Origin of the sequence: Vibrio sp. 10N.247.310.24 (assembly GCF_041467175.1) — a bacterium.
GTDB lineage: Bacteria > Pseudomonadota > Gammaproteobacteria > Enterobacterales > Vibrionaceae > Vibrio > Vibrio tasmaniensis_A.
The window spans coordinates 56,722-76,489 of the sequence record NZ_JBFSUD010000015.1 but is presented as its reverse complement, the minus strand read 5'-3'; the positions used below and the strand labels follow the sequence as shown (position 1 = coordinate 76,489).

The following is a 19,768-nucleotide window of genomic DNA, read 5'->3' as shown; positions in this document are numbered from 1 at the left end:
AGACTGAGACTGAGACTGAGACTGAGACTGAGACTGAGAGGAATAGCCTGTTATTAAACCGGACAAATACAACATTTCTTTCAACACTGTACGTTCCAAAAGAAAGTCTCACTTTAATAAGAACAAGGCCATCTAAAAAAAGAGCCCCTAAATAGGCGCTCTTTTCGTTTTTTGATACTTCCTGTATCCATAGACAAGTCCAATCTGTAGTACTTTCACTGAAAGCCAGATCATCGATATCTCCAGTTGTGTATCAACTTAAATGTAACACAATCTCCAGGATTTTCTAAAACACAACAGAGATAATGAGTTTAGTCCCACTGCATCTCACCACTCAGCACTTGTTCGATGCCATCAATAAAGAGGAAAACTTGCCATTAGTAAAACTGATGCTGAATTAAAATCATTAATTTTACTTAACTGCCAGTTACTTCTATCGTGACTGCATGCATCTTCAATAAACTTATTAACGCTGGGAAACTGACTATGACTGCCATTACCGATCTAGACCTTCTACTGAAATCCATGTCACCAGAATTAATCGACGGTAACTATGTTTTTTGCACTGTCGACGGAGCGCTAGCAGACTATGTTCAGCTCAATCCAATCTCGACTTTTCGTGAAAAAGAAGGTTTAACACTGGTTCTGGAAGAAGACGTTGCGACCAAAGCTCAGCTAAACTTCGACGCTGTGTTTAGCCTGATCACTTTATCGGTACATTCGAGCCTTGAAGCGGTTGGATTGACGGCTGCTTTTGCGACAAAGCTTGGCTCATACGGCATTAGCGCTAACGTTGTTGCAGGCTACTATCACGACCATATCTTCGTTCAGAAAGACAAAGCTGAAGCCGCAATGAGTGCGCTAAGAGAATTTTCAGAAGTAGATTAGTAAAGAATTCTATTGTTCACAGACGCAAAAAAAGCGACGTAATCTACGTCGCTTTGGCTTATTGCTTAACAATCACTCACTGATCAGGCATCAGTGAGTGACACAGTTAAGCAAGCTTAAAAGTCGCCACTTTGTCACTTAAACCAGCGGCTTGGCTCTTAAGTTCGTTCGACTCAGTTAAGCTGTCCTGTGCGCCCACAACTAAGTGGTCCGTAACATCTTTAATGGTCGTAATGTTCTGAGTAATTTCACCCGTCACGTGCGTTTGCTCTTCTGCTGCGGTAGCAATTTGAGTCGCCATATCACTAATCAAAGCCACCGCTGTGTTGATCTCTTCTAGCGCATGTGAAGCTCGGTCGGCATCTTCGACGGAATGTATTGCCAGTTTCGAGCTGCTCTCCATAAGATCAACCGCTTGAGCCGTTGTGCGTTGTAAAACATCAATCGTTGACTTTATCTCTTCTGTTGAAGAGTGAGTTCGTTGAGAAAGCACACGTACTTCATCTGCAACTACAGCAAAACCACGACCTTGTTCACCAGCACGCGCCGCTTCAATAGCAGCATTCAAAGCAAGCAAGTTAGTTTGCTCTGCAATACCTTGAATCGTAGCAAGTACCGTCGAAATCTCTTGAGCATGCTTGTTTAGCTCGCTGATCACGTTGCCCGCCTCGTTCACTTCATTGGCGAGGTTATTGATAGAACCTTTAGTATCGACAACCAGGGCGTGACCGCTATTAGTGCTTGTCGCAGAGTCTTGTGCCGCTTTTGCGGTTTGCTCAGCATGCGATGCAATTTCTTGCGTTGCACTCGCCATTTCCGTTACAGCCGTCGCCACCATGGTGATCTCTTGCTGTTGATGATTAAGCTCGTCCACCGAACGATTCGCTCGCTGAGTACTTTTCTCTGACTGGCTGTTAAGCTGCTCTGATTGCCCACGAATATGACCAATCAACTGCTGTAAACTTCCTACAAAAGTGTTGAAGTTCTGTGCTAGTTCTCCTACTTCGTCTTGGTTCTCAACATGAATACGCTGAGTTAAATCACCACTACCATTAGCGATCTGCGCCAATGCTTGAGACACATGGTTCAACGGACGGAACAGAATAGTACACAGCAGGTTAAACAATATGGTACATACAATCACAACCAACAGTGTCACCAACACTTGACCGATCACCGCATCAAATAACGGTGCAACCAAAGAGTCATGATTAACAACACTGATAGTAATCAGGCTTGTACCATCAATCGCACGTGCGTACAGAACATAGTCGCTGCCATTTAACTCGATAGCCGTGTCTTTACCGCTAGTCAGTGCCTTCTGTACATCAGAAAAATCTAGCCCTAGCGAGCTAATGTTCTCATTCAGCAACTTTGTATCAGCGTGCGTGTAAACCGTGCCTTTGTTGGTCGCGATAAACATGTAGCCTTCGCCTGGAAGAATCACTTTTTCAAGGCTGTTTAGAATGTCGGTAATTTCTACATCAGCACCTAAAACGACCTGCTGGCCATGCAGTTGCATTGCAGTACCCAACGACACAACGTTCGCCCCAGTTGCCGCGGCAACCGTTGGGTTATCCATGAACACCTTACTTGGGTTCGCAACCGCATTGGTGTACCAACCCCATACGCGTGGATCATCATTGCCCGGTGGCAACACTACGCCATTCGCATTTTTTTGCGAGCCATCAGGGAACGCTAAGAACACATTATCAAACGAGCCTGAATCACGAACCTGCTTCAGGTGAGTGACCAAGCTTTCTTGTTGTGACTCCTTCGAAAGTGAAGTAAGCGCACGCTCTTTGGATAAGATCCAATCCGATACATATTGATTGTAAGAAGCTGACGCACCTTCTAAGCGCTGTTCAACTTCAATATCCAACCGTTGCAATGAAGCACGAAAAGACAATACCTCGACCAAAATCCCCCCCAGGATAATGGCCATGCTAGCAGAGATCGCCAGCTTATTTTTAAGCGAGAGTTTCTTGAACATAGGAAACCTATAATTTGGAAGTAAAAACCGCGGTGACAAATTTGTCACCAACACAGTTTGCAAGCATCATTTATTTTACGCTTTAAAATAAATTAATAAACCATCCAAGGTTAATATCAGCAATATATGTGAGTAGGGGCACGCATAGCGAGACATTCACCAAGTAAATTATTGATTGCATGAGAAATTATACCGAACGGCCTGTTGGAGGATAATTAAGTTAAATACGCTCAACATAGCGTTGTTAACTAGACGAAAAATAGAAAAGGACCCAACACATAACGTTCAGCCCTTTATTTCTCGTCATTTAAACCCAACGGCATTCTTATTTCCATCAGATCAATATTTATATTCGATTACTTAGATTTCACCGAAGTTGGGGTTAGTTAATAATCGCTTTAATTACTTTACTAACTATTAGTTTTGTCAGTTATTGTATTTTCACTTACCCAATACTAACTCAACAACCAACGACTACTAGTTGTTCGTCACAGAAAGTTTGTAGCCCAAATGTTGAACATTCACATCAGCGTAGCCTAGAGCAACGGCATAGTCTGCTGCGTTTGTGAAAGCAGAAAACATGATTGAAACGGCTAGTGTTATAAACATACTCATTTTCATATTTTGTTCCTTTTTGGCTAAATAATTTTAACTGGTTAAATGGGGTTAGTTAATTGAGCGGACTGAATGTTATTACCAACGTGAGCGATATGAACGATGGCAGCTTTTACAAGTCGCCTGCGCTGCTTCTAATCCTGATTCCGCCAGTGATACATCACCTTGTTGGCTACCTTGATAGAGTTCTTGGAACCCTTGATTCATTTGACTTAGTAGTCGTTGGAATTTTTCAGGTTCACTCCACACACTCTCTTTAGCTTTACTTCCTTCTTGACTGCCTACCGGAAATGACGTCAATAACAATTCGCTATGAGCTGTTAGCTCTAAACTCGTTTCTTCTAATACCTGCCAACTCGTATCGTTGCCATCTAATAAGTCTTTGGCTTGCTCAATCAAGGTTTCAACTTGTGTAAATGCGTATTGGCGCTGTTCAATTTGGCTCGAATGATCTTGTGATGCCAAAGCGTGGGTGCTAAGTAAAACGGTTGTAGTGCACAGTAGGCTCACCAATCTCTTGTGAATCATTCTCTTGTTCATATTGATCTCTCCTCGCTTCATATAGCTTTTGTTGTCTGGTTTCGATACAGACATCGATGATTCGTTTCGATGTTCCGTTTTTCTCTGATGTCTGTGTTTCTTTGATGCCTGCGTTTCCTTGATGAAATCAATTTACACAGCAATAGTTGCAATTGCAACTATTGCTGTGTAAATTACTGTAAAGCGAACAGAGATTAAATAAACAAAAGAGAGAGTGAAACTATGAAGATTTGGGATCTATCAACTCGCCTATACCATTGGACGCAAGCGGCGCTTTTCATGGGGTTAATGGCATCGGGCATTTCAGGTAATGGACCCCACGTTCAACTTGGGCTAGCACTTATGACATTAATCGTTTGGCGATTGATCTGGGGTTGGGTGGGTAGCGAAACGAGCCGGTTCAGACAGTTTTTACGATCACCTAAATCAATGGTTCGTTATTTATTAGGAAAAGAAAAAGAAAAGCCAGGCCATAATCCTGCTGGCGGTTGGATGGTTGTTACACTGTTATCAGCTTTAACTATTCAGTGTGTTTCTGGTTTAGCCTTAGCTGGGCTTCTTGATCACTTACCCTATGCAAATATCTGGTTGAATGACTCCGTATTTTCACTATTAGAAAACATTCACCTCACTATGATAAAAGTGCTTCCGACCCTGGTCGCGGTACACGTCCTTGCCGTTTTGTTCTATAAATTACGTTCTAAACCATTAACTTGGGCAATGGTCACTGGCTTTCAAACAAAAATCGAACTTAATGGCAGTGTTGCGTTTGTTTCTCAATGGCGTGCGTTAGGCGTACTAGCTTTAGCGGCACTGCTCATCATTATGCTGACAGTGTTGGCGTAAATTAATTGGTTTGATGAGTATAAAACCGGATGTACAAAAAGGGATAAGCCGACGACTTCTAAAAATCGTCTCGCGAATAGAGCGCGACTAACCAAAATCTAACGTCAGCAACAATCGCGTCTCGTTAGATGAAGTTACGGGTGAGCAATGCACCAGACCCGCGTTTTCGTTGCCACTCCATCGCTCCCCTTTAAGCAATGCCACATCACCACTCGAAAGTTGCTCGATATCCGAGTCATGACTGTACAAGCCCGACTCTGAATCTGGCTGTCCGTTACTTCCTCTTCCTAGCTTCGAACGGTCGACCAAGTCGTTTGGCAGCCATTGAGTGGCAACACCATGATAGGTAGTCACTAAACGGCAAGGGACTTGGTCAACATGGAAGCGTGGGCACATCGCTTTATTCAGAACCGCTAAACGGAGCCCTACTTCTTCAAGATCAAACAAACAACAGAACATATCCACCAGCTCTACCATGTTTTCTAGTAGTGCTTTAGATGCGGTTTCGTCGGTAGCAAACTCCAATTTCTCATAGGCGTTGTCTGGAGACAGGCTCATAGATTTACTGAAGTTTGGATTCAAGGCGATAAATTCACTGATTGCCATTGTTAAATCTTCATCAAATGTACGCTGCCAAATCGCAATATTGACATTGCTTTGATAGATGTCTGCCAGCACCGTTGGCTGCTCAGAAGCGCTATAGCATGGAGCATGATTCGCATGAACCTTGATACTTGCAGCAGAACCAATGTTAAGTGGCTGATTATTATCGGTTGTCACAGGTTTCGTTAACACGGCATTCATTACGTCATCTCCTTGATACATGCTTGTTGTTTTCCTCTTACCGATACGAACGTTATTCTCAGTAAGAGTGATATTTTGGTTATGTTATAACACAACCAAAATATCACAAGCAACTTGGCATACATGTTTCCAATTATATGGATATGCCTTTGCAGCCTTAGGGAACTTGATGAATGTGGATCACTGCAGAAAAACGCGAAAGCTTAGCTATGGCGTTCATATAAATTGACTCACCAAACAACTGCTTTCACATCATAAGCCCCAAGTTGGTCGAGAACTCAGACACGAAAGTGTTGAATTACGCGTTCTATAAGTTCAGAGATGTCGTTGATGTCACATGTCGTTACACAGCATGACGTCTTAAGGCTTTACATCTTGAGCGAGGTAAACAACAATCCCTGAGAATAAATCCATAACATAATGTATTTAGAAATTATGAGCAGCACAGAAAACAAAAAATCGAGTCCTCTTTTCGAAGTCGTATTTAACGTCTTTCTTCCTTCATTCATTTTAATGAAGTTCAGTGGAGAGGAACACCTAGGAACTGGCTTAGCACTACTTGTCGCGCTTGCCTTCCCTATTGCTTACGGTGGTATGGAGTTAGTCCGCAACAAGAAGTTTAACTTCATCGCGGCACTTGGCTTTGTCAGCGTATTATTAACCGGCGGTATCGGCTTCTTCGAACTTGATACTCGTTGGTTAGCATTAAAAGAAGCATTAATACCCGGCCTAATTGGTTTAGCGGTTCTTGGCTCAACCTTCACTCGCTACCCGTTTATCCAAAAAGTTATCTTCACGCCTGCACTGTTAAACATATCTCTAATCGAAGAGCGTTTAAGAGAGTTTGGTAACCAAGCAGAGTTTAATCGTTGCCTAATGAAGTCAAACTACCTATTCGCTAGTACCTTCGCATTTTCTTCTGCGATGAACTACTTTCTAGCGACTTGGATTGTGACTAGCCCAGCAGGTACTGCAGCTTTTAATGAAGAATTGGGTAAGTTGACACTTTACAGCTACCCGGCCATCGCTATACCAAGTATGTTGATGATGTTAGGTATCTTCTACTACATTTGGCGCCAAGTTCGCTCGATGACTTCGCTAGAAACGGAACAGATTTTTATTACTAAATAATTTTCGTTGCGTTAGCTCGAGTACAAAATCACTTCAAATACTCGATAGTTTCCAAAATCAGATTGCTTCAAAAAAGCATGAGCCCAGCACACACGCTGGGCTTTTTTGTCTGTTCTGCATACAGAAAAATATTAACTTTCGATTGATATCATGAATTAATTTAAACAAAACGATGTTCATTTTCATGACTCACTGTCCATAACTGGCCGAAAACAAGTAATAGTCAATGATTTGCATTGAATGAGGCGTGATATGTTTTTATAATCAACTTCGTTTGTTACTTTACAAAGTTCAATCCTAGCAATGACATAACTTCAGTTCATATTGGTCATATTTAACCAATAGTTTGCAAAAACCAAACGCCAGACGAACTCGACAAGGAATTTAAAACATGAACAAATCTCAATTAGTTGAACACATCGCAACTTCTGCTGACATCTCAAAAGAGCAAGCAGGCACAGCACTCAATGCACTCGTTGAAGGCATCTCGACTACGCTTGCTAATGGCGACGATGTATCTATCCTTGGATTTGGTAGCTTTAAAGTGAATAGCCGCGCTGCTCGCACTGGTCGCAATCCAAGAACTGGAGAAGAGATTCAAATCTCAGCGTCAAAAACACCAGCATTTAAAGCAGGTAAAGCACTAAAAGAGACATGCAACCTGTAAGATAGAAAATACAAGGAAGGTTACCGATGACAACTAAGGAAAAAACAAAAACGAGCCGCAGTAAAAAAGCCGGCAAGTCAACCAAAGCACAAGCTGAAGGGCCTAAGGCTCGTCAACGCATTGAAGAGCTTCTCGAAGAGCGTGAATTAGCCAAACTGTTAGAGCTTTAGTTTGTATTCGAGCTGTAATTAAAGATTTACATGATGGTTTGTTGTCATTCAAATGCCACTGCAGATTTGCGGTGGCATTTTAGTTTGAAGAACAAGCCCTAGCGCATCACTCTTCTTCCCCCTTTCAATCCCCTCTTCACTTTTAATCCCCCTCGCTTTCAAAAACGAAACTTTAGCTTACTGGCTTTAAGCTGATATCGCGTTGACGACCAAGCTTGAGAAGCGCATGATTTTATTTCGAGCAGAATAGTTTTTTGGCCGTGTAACCCACCCCATAATTGTTTCTGTGCAACGTACCCTATTGAACGGCAGGTCACATGAATAAAATTGTTATGTTAGTAATGGGGCTGCTTTTTACCAGTCGATTGTTCGCTAGTATTGTGCCGCATGTTAGTCAACTTGAGCATGATGCACCTATTCTACTTCGCTCAGCGTTGATCGTAGGTGTTTCGGCTTATGCCGTCTGGACAGCGTTCAAATACTTCAAAAAGAACAAAGCTTCTAGTTCAGATCAAATCTAGGCGGGGCTGACATGAACTGACTCTTTGCCGACGAACATAACTTCCCACACTGCGTAATTTGGCTTTCGAGGAAATAAAGATTACGTCTGCTTTTCACCCATTGAGCGCAAATTTCGAGTTCCTGACCAATGGCTATTGGATGGTGAAAGCGAGAAGTTAAACTCACCGTCATCGCATTGATATTGTTATGGAACAAGCAATACAACATCGCGCTGTCGTGTAACGCGGTAACAATGCCCCCCTGCATAATACCGTCGTAGCCCTCAGCTTTATCTGTTGGTACAATCTTGGCTATAGCTTCATACTTAGCTAAATTTTCATGCTTTATTGGCGTTTCATGCTTAGCCAAAGTCTCACCTTCGCCAATAGCTTCAAAACAAATGGGACTGTCTGTGAAAAAACCTTGGCTGCACACTTGGCAACGGCGATGGTTGTGAGGAATGAAAACCTTCATACTTACCCTTATTCCTGTGAACCCTTAGATTCCTAGAGATTGATATGGCTCGACCAAAAAAACATCGTCAATTATGTACCCGTGCGGCTTACTCATGTTTTAAGCCTAATGGCGTTCCTATGGGCCAGCTTCATAAAGAAGAACTGCTATTAGAAGAGTTGGAAGCCTTACGCTTAGCTGATCAAGAAGGATTGAGCCAGCTTGAAGCCGCCGAGCAGATGCAGGTGTCTCGCCAAACGTTCGGCAACATCATTAAGCGAGCACGTACCAAAGTAGCCAAGTGCATCGTCAACGGCCATGCGTTGGTGATTCAAGGCAGTTAATTCACGTGTTAGCCAGAAGTTATTTAACTCAGCGAGCGAGAACTCTTGATGCTTAACTTGATACTTAGCTTGATGGCTCAGTAATCTGATACAACTTTCGACTTTGCCCTTCACACACATCCTTGCAATTGCATTCGCGCTCAATGTCTAATTGTGCGAGTCCTCCACAACTGCCTTTGATTGGCTTGCGCGAAAAAATCACGCCTATCGCCATCAGTGTAACGACTCCGACAAACCCCAATAGCGTCAACAAAAAGGTCATTTACGGAACCCTCGAATAGCGCCTAGCTGATTAGGCTGTGCCATTAAAATCGTAGCTTGTTTTTTGTGCCCATTCTCGCCGCAAGTTTTATTGCTACACCCGCTATTTCGCGACTCGCGACCATAATCGAGGTCGGTTACTTCTTGTAGATTGCTGAAATCCAGAGTGGTAACTTCCGCCTTTGCTTTAGATGCAAAAACGCGAACATCATGATTGAACAAGTGCGACAGCATTTTCTTACCGATGTTACGAACCACAACAGCTTTCACATCATAAGATTTAACGACGGACATCCATTGCTTCTTGTTATTGCACGGGCTGTCTGACTCAACCAAAGGAATAAGATGCTTTATTTGTTGTTGCTCATCGACAATCGCGATCTGTGGAGAACGGGCAAAATGGTTGCCGACATGAAGGTCACGACAAGGTATTGCGTATAACATGGTAACTTCCTGTTATTGATGATCAGGAATTCAGAATACGCCCCATTACTGGCATATGCCAATAACTATCGTATGAGAAATAAGATTTACAGAATGGATACTTAAGTTAAGAAGTAAATCCTCAACAACATCATTTAACACCAATTGAAATAACAACTGACTCTGGCATGAACAAGCGCATTCAGTATTATTGATTTACAAAAGAGGATTGAAACCGCTAAGACAAACCAGCGTGAAGCGATATAATGCGCCTCAACAAAGAACTACAAAGTAGCCACACATGCCTAAAGATCCCGGTTTCACCACAGAATACACCCTCGACAAAACGTTTTTCGCAGAGTGTTATGATCAAACTAGCCTTCCGACTCAGTTTCCAAAAGCCTATTTAAAGGCATTTTTGTTTCTTATTTTTGGTTGGGTTCTATTGGAGTTTGAACTGTTACCTAGTGGCTACGTAGGCTGGTTTTTTATCGTTTTGAGTGTGATTGAAGCGTTCAGTGTATATTGCAAGAGAACCTGGTGGTTATGGCGACAAAAAATCAGCTCAGGTGCTGGCAGCAAAGTGGTCTTTTCAGGGGATACTGATGGTGTGAGTTATAAAAACCGTAAAGCCACCAATACTATCGCTTGGCGTGACATCGACCAACTTGAACAAACCGATTTAGGTTTTATCCTTCATATTGGAAAGCAGCGCCAATATGTGAGTAAATCTTGTTTAAGCGATGAAGCCATTGCCTTCATGATTGAACAACACGAAGTTTCCAAAACATCCAAAGATTCCTAAGCTTTCTAAGCAAATTAGCATCTATGAATGCCTGCTGACTTAGAAGGCATTTTTACATCCCCCTAAGTGTCATGACTGGACTACAACAGTGGCCACCGTATACCAAATAAGTGATTGTCACCTTTCCTTAATAACTCAGCTTACTGAGTAAGTTGCTCAAACTTCGGCAAGCTCTTCACAAACCTCTGGTGTACATCCATATAGGTTTGCATATAGATTTCATCGATACTCTCACCACTCGGGAAACTCGATGAGAAGTCTGCGTGTTTGCGGTCAATCGACAATTTAGCGGCCTCGATAATGTGAGCGATGAACATTCGCGGATCTTCCAAGCCGATAGAGATACGCATTGTGGTTGGCTTGATGCCTGCTTCATTTAACGCTTCATCGCTGAGCTCTGAGTGCGTGGTCAGTGCTGGGCACAAGGCCACTGTGTTGGTTTGCCCTAAGCTCACTTGCATGCCGATTGCTGGCTCAAGCATGTCGAAGAACTGTTTAAACCCATCTCGATTGATTGGTGCACGGTCGCCGTTACCTTCCATATCGATTGTGAAAAGCGCCGCTGGTAAACCCAAGTACATGTTGTTCTGGCAGTGTTCATAGTTATCGCTGTCTGGCAAAGCTGGACATGACACATTGATGTCTGGGTGGGCATCGAAGATCTTCGCCAGAGCCAGGGTATTAATCGTTTTTTGCACCACTCGCATCTCATACGTTTTCATACCATTGAGCACTTCAAACGCTTTGTCTGCGTCTAGGAATGCGCCCTTAATGTAGTACACATTCCAAAACAGCGTTTCGTTCCATGGAATGGTGACCTCATCGCCGTTGGACTTGGTGAAAGTGACCTCCTCTCCTTTTGGAATAAACATGGTCTCGTTGCGGCCAATCACAACTCCAGCTGTTGTGGTGCCAGAACCCGCCAGTTCTTTGGTGTAAGAGTGAATAACATAATCGGGTCTTTCCATCACATCATCACGTTTCAGTACTGGGTGTAATAAAGGCGTGCCCACTGTCGAGTCAACAATCACATCCCAACCACGAACGTGACCTGCTTTACTGATACTAGCAACATCTAACACGTATCCATGCGGGTTACACGGTGACTCTAGGTAGACGTAGATTTTCTTACCCGCAGCGATGCGATCTGCGTATTTATCGGCAACCTCATCAAGTCGCGTCGCAAACTCATCCCCGGAGTAACCATCCACCCACTCTACCGCGACATTCAAATTAGAAGGTTTACCAAACCAATCTTCCAACAACTGGTAAGAACCGCCGTAGATATTGCGTGAAGCCAAGACAATGTCTTCATGGCCAAGTAAATGGCTCAACAACCCATCAATGGCCGCCATCCCCGAGTTAAAGTTCCATGCGAGGTACTCATTGGCTCTAGATCCTGCCTCAATATCAACCATGTGGTTAGCCAGTGAAATCGATGTTGGGTTAAGCAGTCGAGAGTAAATATCGTGCAGCGGCTCCTTACCATTAAACGCATCTTCAATCCATTCTGTACACGCAAACAAATAGGTCGCGGTACGTGTAATCACAGGGCTCGCAGAGAAAATAGCAGCGACATTATCGAAGATAGGATACGCACCTTTGGATGCAAAATTACCATTATTGGTGGCAATAGACTGGTAAGTGGCGCGCATTGGGTTTTGCAGATTGTCGAGGATCTTAGCGATCTGGAATGACAAAAAACGTTTGGCGTTAAACCAAGCGATTCGGTCGCTCTTATCGAGCTCTGAAAGGCCATCAACCGTCAATGCCCAAAGATCGTGTGTCTTGGTATTGGCTTTGTACAGTGTCGTCGCCAGTTCGATAAGCGTGACGCCGTAATCACTGTTTGGGTCGATACCAAAATGCTTGGCTTGCTCAATGGCAAGGGCTTCTGCTTGTTCGAGTTTGGTAGTTTTACGCAGCGGGCTAAGTTGAGTTGAAGTATTCATAATTCCTAAGTCATTCCATGCTGGTTGTTCCTCCTTTAATTTTAGTTTTGCGCGGATGTTAAAAATTGCTATTTGCGAAGTAAGACATACACTTTGAGCAATAATATTGCCAAATTAAAATCAATATTGATGGAATATGCCAATGGACGAGATCGATAAGAAAATACTGGCTGAACTGCAAAGCAACGCTAGACTGACTAATCAAGAGTTGGCCGACCGAGTAGCACTGTCGCCCTCTCCTTGCTTACGCCGAGTTCGAGCATTAGAGAAACAAGGGATTATTCGCGGCTATCACGCCAGTGTTGACCAAGAAGCGTGTGGCCTGCCAGTCAATGTGTTTGTGTTGGTGAAACTTGAAAAGCCGACAGAAGAGAACATGCGAGACTTTGAACAGCACATCGAAGTGATTGATGAAGTGTTAGAGTGCTTTCTAATGACGGGCAATCACGACTACCTATTGCATGTAGTCAGCGAGTCGCTAAAAAGCTACGAGCAGTTTATCCGCAAGCAATTAACCCGCCTGCCCAATATTGCTTCGATTGAATCCAGCTTCGCCTTCGGTCAGGTAAAAACAAAGACCAAGCTGCCAGTCAGGTAATGAGTGTCACGATAACTTGGGTTTAAAGACCTCTAGATCATTATCGGCACATATAGAGCTCTGTCCATTGCTACTGAGTCAGTGCCACCTAGTTTCCGCGCCTAAGCCATAGAGTTAATCGCTTGGGTCAACGTTTATTAACCAGTCTTGGTTGCTTCCAGTATATTGAGATGCCCTAGGTCTCATTGTCGTGAATTCGGTTTTCGATAGCCCGAAATTTCCTTTATTTTCAAAGCTGTTTTGTTATATTCATGTGAAACATTACTAATATAAGAAATGGCTTAAATGATAAAACAAAGTTGTACTTTTTTAACGTCACTGTCGCTGCTGCTATCCGCTAGTACTTTTGCATACGATCTTGAGATAGAAGCTTTTGAAGGCGAAGAACTCGCACTTTTAAAGAACGCAGAAACGTCTAGCGATAACGAATTGCTAATGCAGGCTGCTAACCTTTTAATTGAAGATTCAATGTATGAAGAGAACTTACAACGCGGATATGAGTACATGAATCAAGTAGCGGAATCTGGTGAGGTAAAAGCGATGATTACCTTGGCAGATAATTATTACTACGAAGAGCAATACGAAAAAGCACTGGCTTGGTACCACAAAGCTGAAACCAGCAAAGACCCTTATGTGCTCTACTCATTAGGCGTAATGTATTTTGATGGTGAAGGTACACCTGTCGACCTAAAGAAAGGCAACGATTATTACCTAGCTTCTGCAAAAGCGAGGTATTCTGACGCTATGTATCAACTCGCATTTTCATACGATGAAGGTCAAGGCGTCGCTCAAGACTTCTCCAAATCTGCGTATTGGTTTGAGCAATCGGCTAACTTAGGCGATGCAAGTGCTATGTACAATTTGGGTATTTCTTACCTAAATGGACAAGGCGTTGAAAAGAGTTGCTCTAAAGCGATGCAATTATTTAGCAAAGCCATTGAAGAAGATGAACATACACTTTCTTATGTGAAGATGGGTGATATTTACTCTTCTACGCGATACAAAAAACCGTGTGGTTTCAAAACTACAGACGCAAAAAAAGCATTAGAGTATTACACTCACGCCGCAATGCAGGGCAACGATTATGGTCAATATTCCGTTGGTTACGCCTACCGTAATGGTCACGGTACATGGAGCGATTTTGTTAAAGCGCTAGCATGGTTTGAAGTCGCACAGGAATACGGAAACTCGGATGCAGAGAAAGAGATAATCGACGTGAAACAGTACATGTCGAAAGAAAACATTGCCGCAGCTGCGCAGCTTAAAGACTCTTTAATCGAAGATATCTGGTAAGGATAGTAACGACTCTAATTGTCATGGACTAGAACACTTCTATCCAATTACCCGTTAGAGATCGGTTTATTGTAACAGCCTCAAAACTAAGGCCTCGCACACGCGAGGCCTTAGTTTTATCTACAGAGCAGCTTATTCGCAACCCATTATTCAATTAACCAATCAACCGCTCCAAACCCACTGAATCACTCTCAGTCCATGCGGGTAATGAAGGTTTGTTCGTCATCGACAAAAGCCACATAGTCGCCGTGATAGATAAACACCCGACCTCGCCCTTCCACTATGCACGCAAGCTGTGGGTTCAAATCTTCGTCAAGATTTTCACTTTGATACGTGCCGGTATCGGTGATCACACCGCGGAGTTTAGGTAAAAATCCATAGCTGCGCTTGGCTTGATCAATCAGGCTCAATTCACTGGCGGTCGAGAAGTAAGATGGGATGGGGCCTGCATCTTCGATAAACATAGTTTTCAGTTCTTCAAAAGCTGTAATCACCAGCCAGTCGATGCCGTTAACGTGATGGATAAACATTGTTTATAAATACCTAGATTCTCGATAATTCTGATGCGGGGATTCTATCACTATCAGAGGCGATTTGCGGCAGAACCCTATTTTCTTTTATCTTCCTGTTTTTAAGAGGATGCATAGCTGATCTTCATCGTGAGTTGGACGTATAGGTTTCTTAAACAAAAAGGAAATACTATGGCCAACGTCTACGTCAGCATCGGAAGCAACATTAACCGCGAACACCACGTCACAGAATCTCTCAACGCATTGAATGACCGCTTTGCACCGCTGCACATTTCTAATTTCTACGATTGCGAGCCTGTCGGTTTCGAGGGGGACAACTTCTTAAACCTTGTCGTTGGGTTTGAATGTGACCTCCCTGTCGCAGAGTTGGTTCAGGTTCTACATCAAATCGAAGCAGAGAATGATCGCAAGCGTCAGACCAAAGCCTATGCTTCACGCACGATGGATATCGACATCCTTCTTTATGGTAATCAAGTCGGCATTATTGATGGCGTAGAGCTGCCTAGAGGCGAAATCACCGAGTACGCATTTGTGCTCAGGCCGTTAGTTGATGTTGCCGCGCAAGAACGCCACCCCACTCTAGACATCTCGTTTCAGCGGCTCTGGGAAAACTTCGATCAGTTAAGTCAGAAAACCGAACCCATCCCGTTCGAGCTCAGTTTCACTTAGCCCGTACATGACTGAAAAAAGAACGGCTACAAAATGAACAACGGCTAAAGGAACGACTGAACTCTTAATCACCTGAGCTTTACTGATCTTTTCTTAAAACAAGCACGTAACTGACTTCACTTTCTAAGGATTGGACACTGTTATGAATCACAACGCCATTATCACCATTACAAACCTCAGACTAAGAACCTTCATCGGCTTCAACGAAGAAGAAAAATCTAAGCAGCAAGACATCGTTATCAATGCAGAAATCCACTACCCCGCGAACAACCTTTGTCTCTCAGATGATGTGGACAACGCGCTTAACTACAAAAACATCTGCAAGAAGATCATTCAACATGTCGAATCCGGAAGGTTCCTGCTTTTGGAAAAATTGACCAGCGACGTACTCGGCATCTGTATCGATCATCCATGGGTGAAATACGCTCAAGTGAGAATCGACAAGCCTCATGCGCTACGTTTTGCTGACTCTGTTTCGCTCACTCTGAGCTATGAAGCAGACAACGACAATAATTCATAAGGAGTGCGTCATGCTGAACACAGAAGCCGAAAAAGTAAGAGAAGCTTTGCTCGCAAGAGGACTTGAAACTCCGATGACACCGAGCGAAATGAATCCCAACCAGAAGTACAACCGCATCAAAGGACTGTTGACGGAAGTTGTCAGTACGCTTGGGCTGGATTTAAAGTCGATTGCCCAGTTTAGCCTGTGCCAAATGGTATCCTCTGTCTATCATCTCTTGTGAACGATCAAACTCTAAGGTGCCACAAGCATTGCGTGGGATCTCAAGCGTAATATCGGCGGGATAAGCGGCCAATTTTTGGCGAGCAATGGTCGATTGCATCGCATCAAACGCTTGGTTGGCAATGTCGTAGGCTGCAAAGTTAAAGCTCATTTTACTTTTTACACTGCTACCTAGATTATCGATAAAGTGAACAACCTTCTCATGCAAATTGCTCTCTTTGGTAGGTAGGGAAACCGGTATCACTTCCTGTTGAAGCATCTCAGGTTCACCACCTAAGTTCACAGCCAGAGTAAAGTCTGTCTTATCACTAAAGGTAGGCGCAATCGGTACGGGATTGAGCACTCCGCCATCAATCAGCACTTCGCCATTAATCACATGAGGCGTGAAGAACAATGGCAAAGAGATAGAAGCGCGAATGGCATCAAACAGAGAGCCTGATTGCAGCCAAACCTCTTTTTCATCGGCGACGTTAGCGGCAACCGCGGTATAAGGGATAGGCAGTTCTTCAATTGAAATCTCACCGATCAATCCACGCAGTGTATCGATGATCTTGTCCCCTTTGAAGATACCACTCGATTGCCATGAAAAATCCAACATCATCGCCATATCCGATTGGTCGATACTGGTGACCCACTCTTCAAATTCATCCAACTTACCCGCCGCATAGACACCACCGATAAGTGCGCCAATTGAACAACCAGAGATGGATTTTATCTGGTAGCCATGCTCAATTAACCAACGGATGATTCCAACGTGAACCAAGCCTCTTGCGCCACCACTGCCAAGTACCAACGAGATCGTTTTTTCCATCGTACTCATCCTTTAATTCATTAGCTCTTCAAAGCTTTGGGCAAAAATTATATCACTTCGTGTCAGTGTAAGCTGTGTAATGCTTTGAAAACTGCACCACCTGCGTGCCTAAATGTGTCGCGGATTGAGATCGGGCAGCTTAAGTTGATTGCTGAAACTCATAGACTTTAGACTACCGCACTAAACTAAAAGTGAGTCATTCCAGCAAGCCTAAGCGCGACTAGGAATCTGGTTTCCACGAGCGCTTGATACAAAAAAGGTCGCCCACTTGAAAGCGAGCGACCTCTTGTTGTTCATTGTGTTTTTTAACTCATCCTGTAAGTGAGAACAAAGAGTTACAACACGCGTAAGCACTCTTCTGGCGACAAGCTCAAGAGCGTATTGGCGAAGTTGATCTTCTCATCGCGCCATCTCAATGCTGCCTCTCGACCTTCTTGTGCGTGTCTGTCGGCCTCAAAATAGCTCTTTCTTGGAAGCCCGTCTGCTGGCGTCATCACCATAGACTGTTCATTCAAGCGAAGCGTAAACAAGAACTGACCACGTTGTCCGGTTTGCGCTGCTGGATGGTGCAATGTGGTATCACAGCAATAGCGCCTATCACGCAGTGCGCGGCATGTGTACTCAAAAGCATCTTGAGCACCACGCCACCAATGCTGTTCAATCCACTGTATTGAATTGCGCCTTCTAAGCTCAGATGAAGTTTGTCTTCCCCTTCATAGAGAAAGAGATCAGGCGATGCCCAATCGCTCTTTGGAATAAGCAGTTGAGTAATATCCGAGTGTTCCATGTTGGTCTCCGCAACAATGAGTGTGTTTGAGCCCACAAGGCAACGTAATGAGAATTATTATCAATAGTTTTTAACCAAAAACGTTACCCCAGAAACCACTCATCGATGGATGCTATCTGATGCTTTAACGCCAAGCATTTCTTGTTAGATATTCATTTATTACCAATAAAGCTCATCGCCTACAAATAAACAGACACATACTATCTACAGGGTCTAATACTAGTCGTCCGACTCTACGACTAATGTCTAACCGACTGAGTCTATTTGTTTTTTTTGGTTTGGTATAAGGTACTAACAACTAAATGTTAATGAATTTTTAATGATAAGTTGACGCATTGTTTTCACTTCATGCCGTGAGTCAACAACGTTTGTTGGAATAACACACCTCAGAGTGTGAACGAAAGGAATCAAAATGAGCACTACTTTAGAGTCCGCACATATACAAACAGAGAAGCCTCAAGTCCATGAGGATGAACTCACCTATGAACAACAACATAAACCAAGATCGGAATTTGATTCCCGAGAACAGTATCTAGAACACGAATTGCAAATCATGTCGCCTAAGCGCTGGCGTCCAAATTTGCCGTTTAAAGATTATCGATTTGAGATAGAAGACGCCATCCCAGCGATGGCGGCGACCATTGGTAAAGTGGTTATGGTGGGCGCTATTGCAGCCACCTTTGCTGGGGCTCTCGGATTAAATGAAGACTTCATTCTAGAAAACGTTCGTTATGAACTCCTCATCGCCTCTGTTTTCATTATTATTTTCTCTGGCTTCCTGTTGCCGACCGCGAACCTCGCAGGTACACACGGCCCACTCATTCCTTTAATTCCGATTGTGGTTGCAGCAGGCGGACACCCTATGGCGTTTGGATTGCTGATTGGCGCTTTTGGCCTAATCTTAGCCATCAGTAAAGGTGGCAGTATGTTGGCCAACCTCACCAGTAAAGGCGTATGTGGCGGATTATTGCTCTACCTTGGCTTTGTTGGAACCGCTTCTCAAGTGAAAAAGCTGTTCGCTTGGGCTGAAGGAATTGGCATGAGCCACATCGCGTTTGTCGTCATCTTTTGCACCATTATCTTGTACGCGTTATTGGAACACTTCCGCAAACGTTGGTTAGCCGTACCTCTTAGTTGTTTACTGGGTGGTACGATTGCATTTGCCATGGGTGCCCCATTTGCTTTCCACACAGAGCCAGGTTTGCCTAACATGAACCCTATGTATTGGTGGGGAGAAGATACAGGCTGGATGTTAGGCCTACCGACGATTGAACACTTCATGGTGGTATTGCCGTTTGCAATTCTAGCCGTGGCGATGTGGTCGCCAGATTTCTTAGGCCATCAAGTGTTTCAAAAAATCAGCTATCCAGAACGTACCGAGAAAGTACACATGAACATTGACGACACCATGACCACGGCTTCAATTCGCCAAACGTTCGGTTCTCTGCTCGGTGGTACTAACTTTACGTCTTCATGGGGTACTTACATCGTACCAGCGGCGATTGCTAAACGCCCTATTCCTGCCGGCGCATTGCTCACAGCTCTGTTCTGTATCATCGCCGCAGTTTGGGGTTACCCAATGGATTTAGCTATCTGGCAACCTGTATTGTGTGTAGCACTGATTGTTGGGGTATTTGTGCCATTGCTAGAAGCTGGAATGGAAATGACGCGTGAAGGGAAAACCACACAATCAGCAGCGATTGTTGTATTTTCTTCAGCGCTCGTTAACCCTGCATTTGGTTGGGCTCTCACCATGCTATTGGATAACTTAGGCTTAGTCGGTTGTAAAGAACGTAGTAGTGAGCTTAGTAAAATGAGCCGTTGGGTGTTGCCTGGCATTATGTTTATTGTGCTAAGTGGTGTAATGGCGTTGGTTGGCCTTCTACCGGGGATTCCAGCGATTATCCCAAGCTTTCGTTAAGCTCGATTAATATTTAGTTTTAGC

At 43.7% G+C, this 19,768-nt stretch carries 23 protein-coding genes and 2 pseudogenes; 14 read left to right on the top strand and 11 right to left on the bottom strand.

All coding sequences use genetic code 11. From position 1 onward, the window contains the following. Positions 1–486 precede the first annotated feature (486 nt). The gene (locus AB6E08_RS07290; RefSeq protein ID WP_017096972.1) at positions 487–888 is read left to right on the top strand and encodes an ACT domain-containing protein; all 402 of its coding nucleotides are present in this window, start codon (positions 487–489) and stop codon (positions 886–888) included. A gap of 106 nt (positions 889–994) precedes the next feature. Here the strand turns inward: AB6E08_RS07290 and AB6E08_RS07285 are convergent, their stop codons facing one another. The 3 genes from AB6E08_RS07285 to AB6E08_RS07275 all read right to left on the bottom strand — a co-directional run bounded on the left by AB6E08_RS07285 (position 995) and on the right by AB6E08_RS07275 (position 4,090). After that, positions 995–2,881: a methyl-accepting chemotaxis protein gene (locus tag AB6E08_RS07285; protein WP_029223812.1), complete on the bottom strand. Its 1,887-nt coding sequence runs from the start codon at positions 2,879–2,881 to the stop codon at positions 995–997. Positions 2,882–3,358: 477 nt separating this feature from the next. Then, positions 3,359–3,502 (bottom strand): hypothetical protein, encoded by a 144-nt coding sequence (locus tag AB6E08_RS07280; RefSeq protein WP_017102713.1) that lies wholly within the window; start codon positions 3,500–3,502, stop codon positions 3,359–3,361. A 72-nt stretch (positions 3,503–3,574) separates the two neighbouring features. Further along, positions 3,575–4,090, bottom strand: coding sequence for a cytochrome c (locus AB6E08_RS07275; protein WP_372063764.1), 516 nt, complete (start codon positions 4,088–4,090; stop codon positions 3,575–3,577). A 168-nt stretch (positions 4,091–4,258) separates the two neighbouring features. Between AB6E08_RS07275 and AB6E08_RS07270 the strand changes: the two genes are divergently transcribed. Further along, positions 4,259–4,882: a cytochrome b/b6 domain-containing protein gene (locus AB6E08_RS07270; protein ID WP_372063762.1), complete on the top strand. Its 624-nt coding sequence runs from the start codon at positions 4,259–4,261 to the stop codon at positions 4,880–4,882. A gap of 87 nt (positions 4,883–4,969) precedes the next feature. Here AB6E08_RS07270 and AB6E08_RS07265 read toward each other — a convergent pair whose 3' ends face one another. Continuing rightward, complete coding sequence (locus AB6E08_RS07265; protein WP_372063773.1) at positions 4,970–5,686, bottom strand: DUF1826 domain-containing protein; 717 nt, start codon at positions 5,684–5,686, stop codon at positions 4,970–4,972. Positions 5,687–6,121: 435 nt separating this feature from the next. On the opposite strand from AB6E08_RS07265, the gene AB6E08_RS07260 reads away from it, so the two are divergent. From AB6E08_RS07260 to AB6E08_RS07245, 4 genes are all read left to right on the top strand, one after another. After that, positions 6,122–6,817, top strand: a complete 696-nt coding sequence (locus AB6E08_RS07260) for a VC0807 family protein (protein ID WP_372063760.1) — start codon at positions 6,122–6,124, stop codon at positions 6,815–6,817. Between the two features lie 391 nt (positions 6,818–7,208). Beyond that, complete coding sequence (locus AB6E08_RS07255) at positions 7,209–7,484, top strand: HU family DNA-binding protein (protein WP_009846966.1); 276 nt, start codon at positions 7,209–7,211, stop codon at positions 7,482–7,484. 26 nt (positions 7,485–7,510) lie between these two features. Beyond that, positions 7,511–7,654 (top strand): hypothetical protein, encoded by a 144-nt coding sequence (locus AB6E08_RS07250; protein ID WP_009846967.1) that lies wholly within the window; start codon positions 7,511–7,513, stop codon positions 7,652–7,654. Between the two features lie 317 nt (positions 7,655–7,971). Beyond that, on the top strand, positions 7,972–8,175 hold the full coding sequence (locus tag AB6E08_RS07245; protein WP_012604160.1) for a hypothetical protein: 204 nt from the start codon (positions 7,972–7,974) through the stop codon (positions 8,173–8,175). On the opposite strand, the gene AB6E08_RS07240 is transcribed toward AB6E08_RS07245, so the two are convergent. Further along, a complete protein-coding gene (locus AB6E08_RS07240; protein WP_372063757.1) occupies positions 8,156–8,629 on the bottom strand; it encodes a PaaI family thioesterase in 474 nt (157 codons plus the stop codon). The two genes, AB6E08_RS07245 and AB6E08_RS07240, sit on opposite strands and share 20 nt — an antisense overlap. Positions 8,630–8,673: 44 nt before the next feature. On the opposite strand from AB6E08_RS07240, the gene AB6E08_RS07235 reads away from it, so the two are divergent. Continuing rightward, the gene (locus AB6E08_RS07235) at positions 8,674–8,952 is read left to right on the top strand and encodes a DUF134 domain-containing protein (RefSeq protein WP_372049571.1); all 279 of its coding nucleotides are present in this window, start codon (positions 8,674–8,676) and stop codon (positions 8,950–8,952) included. A gap of 64 nt (positions 8,953–9,016) precedes the next feature. Here AB6E08_RS07235 and nqrM read toward each other — a convergent pair whose 3' ends face one another. Further along, positions 9,017–9,214, bottom strand: coding sequence for a (Na+)-NQR maturation NqrM (nqrM, locus tag AB6E08_RS07230; protein WP_009846971.1), 198 nt, complete (start codon positions 9,212–9,214; stop codon positions 9,017–9,019). Continuing rightward, the gene (locus AB6E08_RS07225; protein WP_372063755.1) at positions 9,211–9,657 is read right to left on the bottom strand and encodes a NifB/NifX family molybdenum-iron cluster-binding protein; all 447 of its coding nucleotides are present in this window, start codon (positions 9,655–9,657) and stop codon (positions 9,211–9,213) included. Before AB6E08_RS07225 ends, nqrM begins: the two co-directional genes overlap by 4 nt. A 280-nt stretch (positions 9,658–9,937) precedes the next feature. Between AB6E08_RS07225 and AB6E08_RS07220 the strand changes: the two genes are divergently transcribed. After that, positions 9,938–10,441, top strand: coding sequence for a YcxB family protein (locus AB6E08_RS07220; protein WP_012604164.1), 504 nt, complete (start codon positions 9,938–9,940; stop codon positions 10,439–10,441). A 140-nt stretch (positions 10,442–10,581) separates the two neighbouring features. Here the strand turns inward: AB6E08_RS07220 and AB6E08_RS07215 are convergent, their stop codons facing one another. Beyond that, positions 10,582–12,393 carry a PLP-dependent transferase gene (locus AB6E08_RS07215; RefSeq protein ID WP_372063753.1) on the bottom strand — a complete coding sequence of 604 codons (1,812 nt, stop codon included), beginning with the start codon at positions 12,391–12,393 and terminating at the stop codon, positions 10,582–10,584. A gap of 142 nt (positions 12,394–12,535) precedes the next feature. On the opposite strand from AB6E08_RS07215, the gene AB6E08_RS07210 reads away from it, so the two are divergent. Next, on the top strand, positions 12,536–12,991 hold the full coding sequence (locus AB6E08_RS07210) for an Lrp/AsnC family transcriptional regulator (protein WP_012604166.1): 456 nt from the start codon (positions 12,536–12,538) through the stop codon (positions 12,989–12,991). 285 nt (positions 12,992–13,276) lie between these two features. Beyond that, positions 13,277–14,284: a tetratricopeptide repeat protein gene (locus AB6E08_RS07205; protein WP_372063751.1), complete on the top strand. Its 1,008-nt coding sequence runs from the start codon at positions 13,277–13,279 to the stop codon at positions 14,282–14,284. A gap of 191 nt (positions 14,285–14,475) precedes the next feature. On the opposite strand, the gene AB6E08_RS07200 is transcribed toward AB6E08_RS07205, so the two are convergent. Then, on the bottom strand, positions 14,476–14,814 hold the full coding sequence (locus tag AB6E08_RS07200; protein WP_009846986.1) for a hypothetical protein: 339 nt from the start codon (positions 14,812–14,814) through the stop codon (positions 14,476–14,478). Positions 14,815–14,985: 171 nt separating this feature from the next. Here AB6E08_RS07200 and folK point away from each other — a divergent pair, with 171 nt between their 5' ends. The 3 genes and pseudogenes from folK to folE all read left to right on the top strand — a co-directional run. After that, positions 14,986–15,483, top strand: coding sequence for a 2-amino-4-hydroxy-6-hydroxymethyldihydropteridine diphosphokinase (folK, locus tag AB6E08_RS07195; RefSeq protein ID WP_372063749.1), 498 nt, complete (start codon positions 14,986–14,988; stop codon positions 15,481–15,483). Between the two features lie 142 nt (positions 15,484–15,625). Further along, positions 15,626–16,003, top strand: coding sequence for a dihydroneopterin triphosphate 2'-epimerase (gene folX, locus AB6E08_RS07190; RefSeq protein ID WP_017102704.1), 378 nt, complete (start codon positions 15,626–15,628; stop codon positions 16,001–16,003). Positions 16,004–16,013: 10 nt separating this feature from the next. Further along, positions 16,014–16,166: pseudogene (folE, locus tag AB6E08_RS07185) on the top strand (GTP cyclohydrolase I FolE); the annotation flags it as partial. Here folE and AB6E08_RS07180 read toward each other — a convergent pair. Next, positions 16,164–17,036 carry a patatin-like phospholipase family protein gene (locus AB6E08_RS07180; RefSeq protein WP_029222870.1) on the bottom strand — a complete coding sequence of 291 codons (873 nt, stop codon included), beginning with the start codon at positions 17,034–17,036 and terminating at the stop codon, positions 16,164–16,166. The pseudogene folE and the gene AB6E08_RS07180 sit on opposite strands and share 3 nt — an antisense overlap. A 335-nt stretch (positions 17,037–17,371) precedes the next feature. Then, a pseudogene (locus tag AB6E08_RS07175) lies at positions 17,372–17,823 on the bottom strand (hypothetical protein). 412 nt (positions 17,824–18,235) lie between these two features. Between AB6E08_RS07175 and AB6E08_RS07170 the strand changes: the two are divergent. Next, positions 18,236–19,744: a DUF3360 domain-containing protein gene (locus AB6E08_RS07170; protein ID WP_012604176.1), complete on the top strand. Its 1,509-nt coding sequence runs from the start codon at positions 18,236–18,238 to the stop codon at positions 19,742–19,744. Positions 19,745–19,768 lie beyond the last annotated feature (24 nt).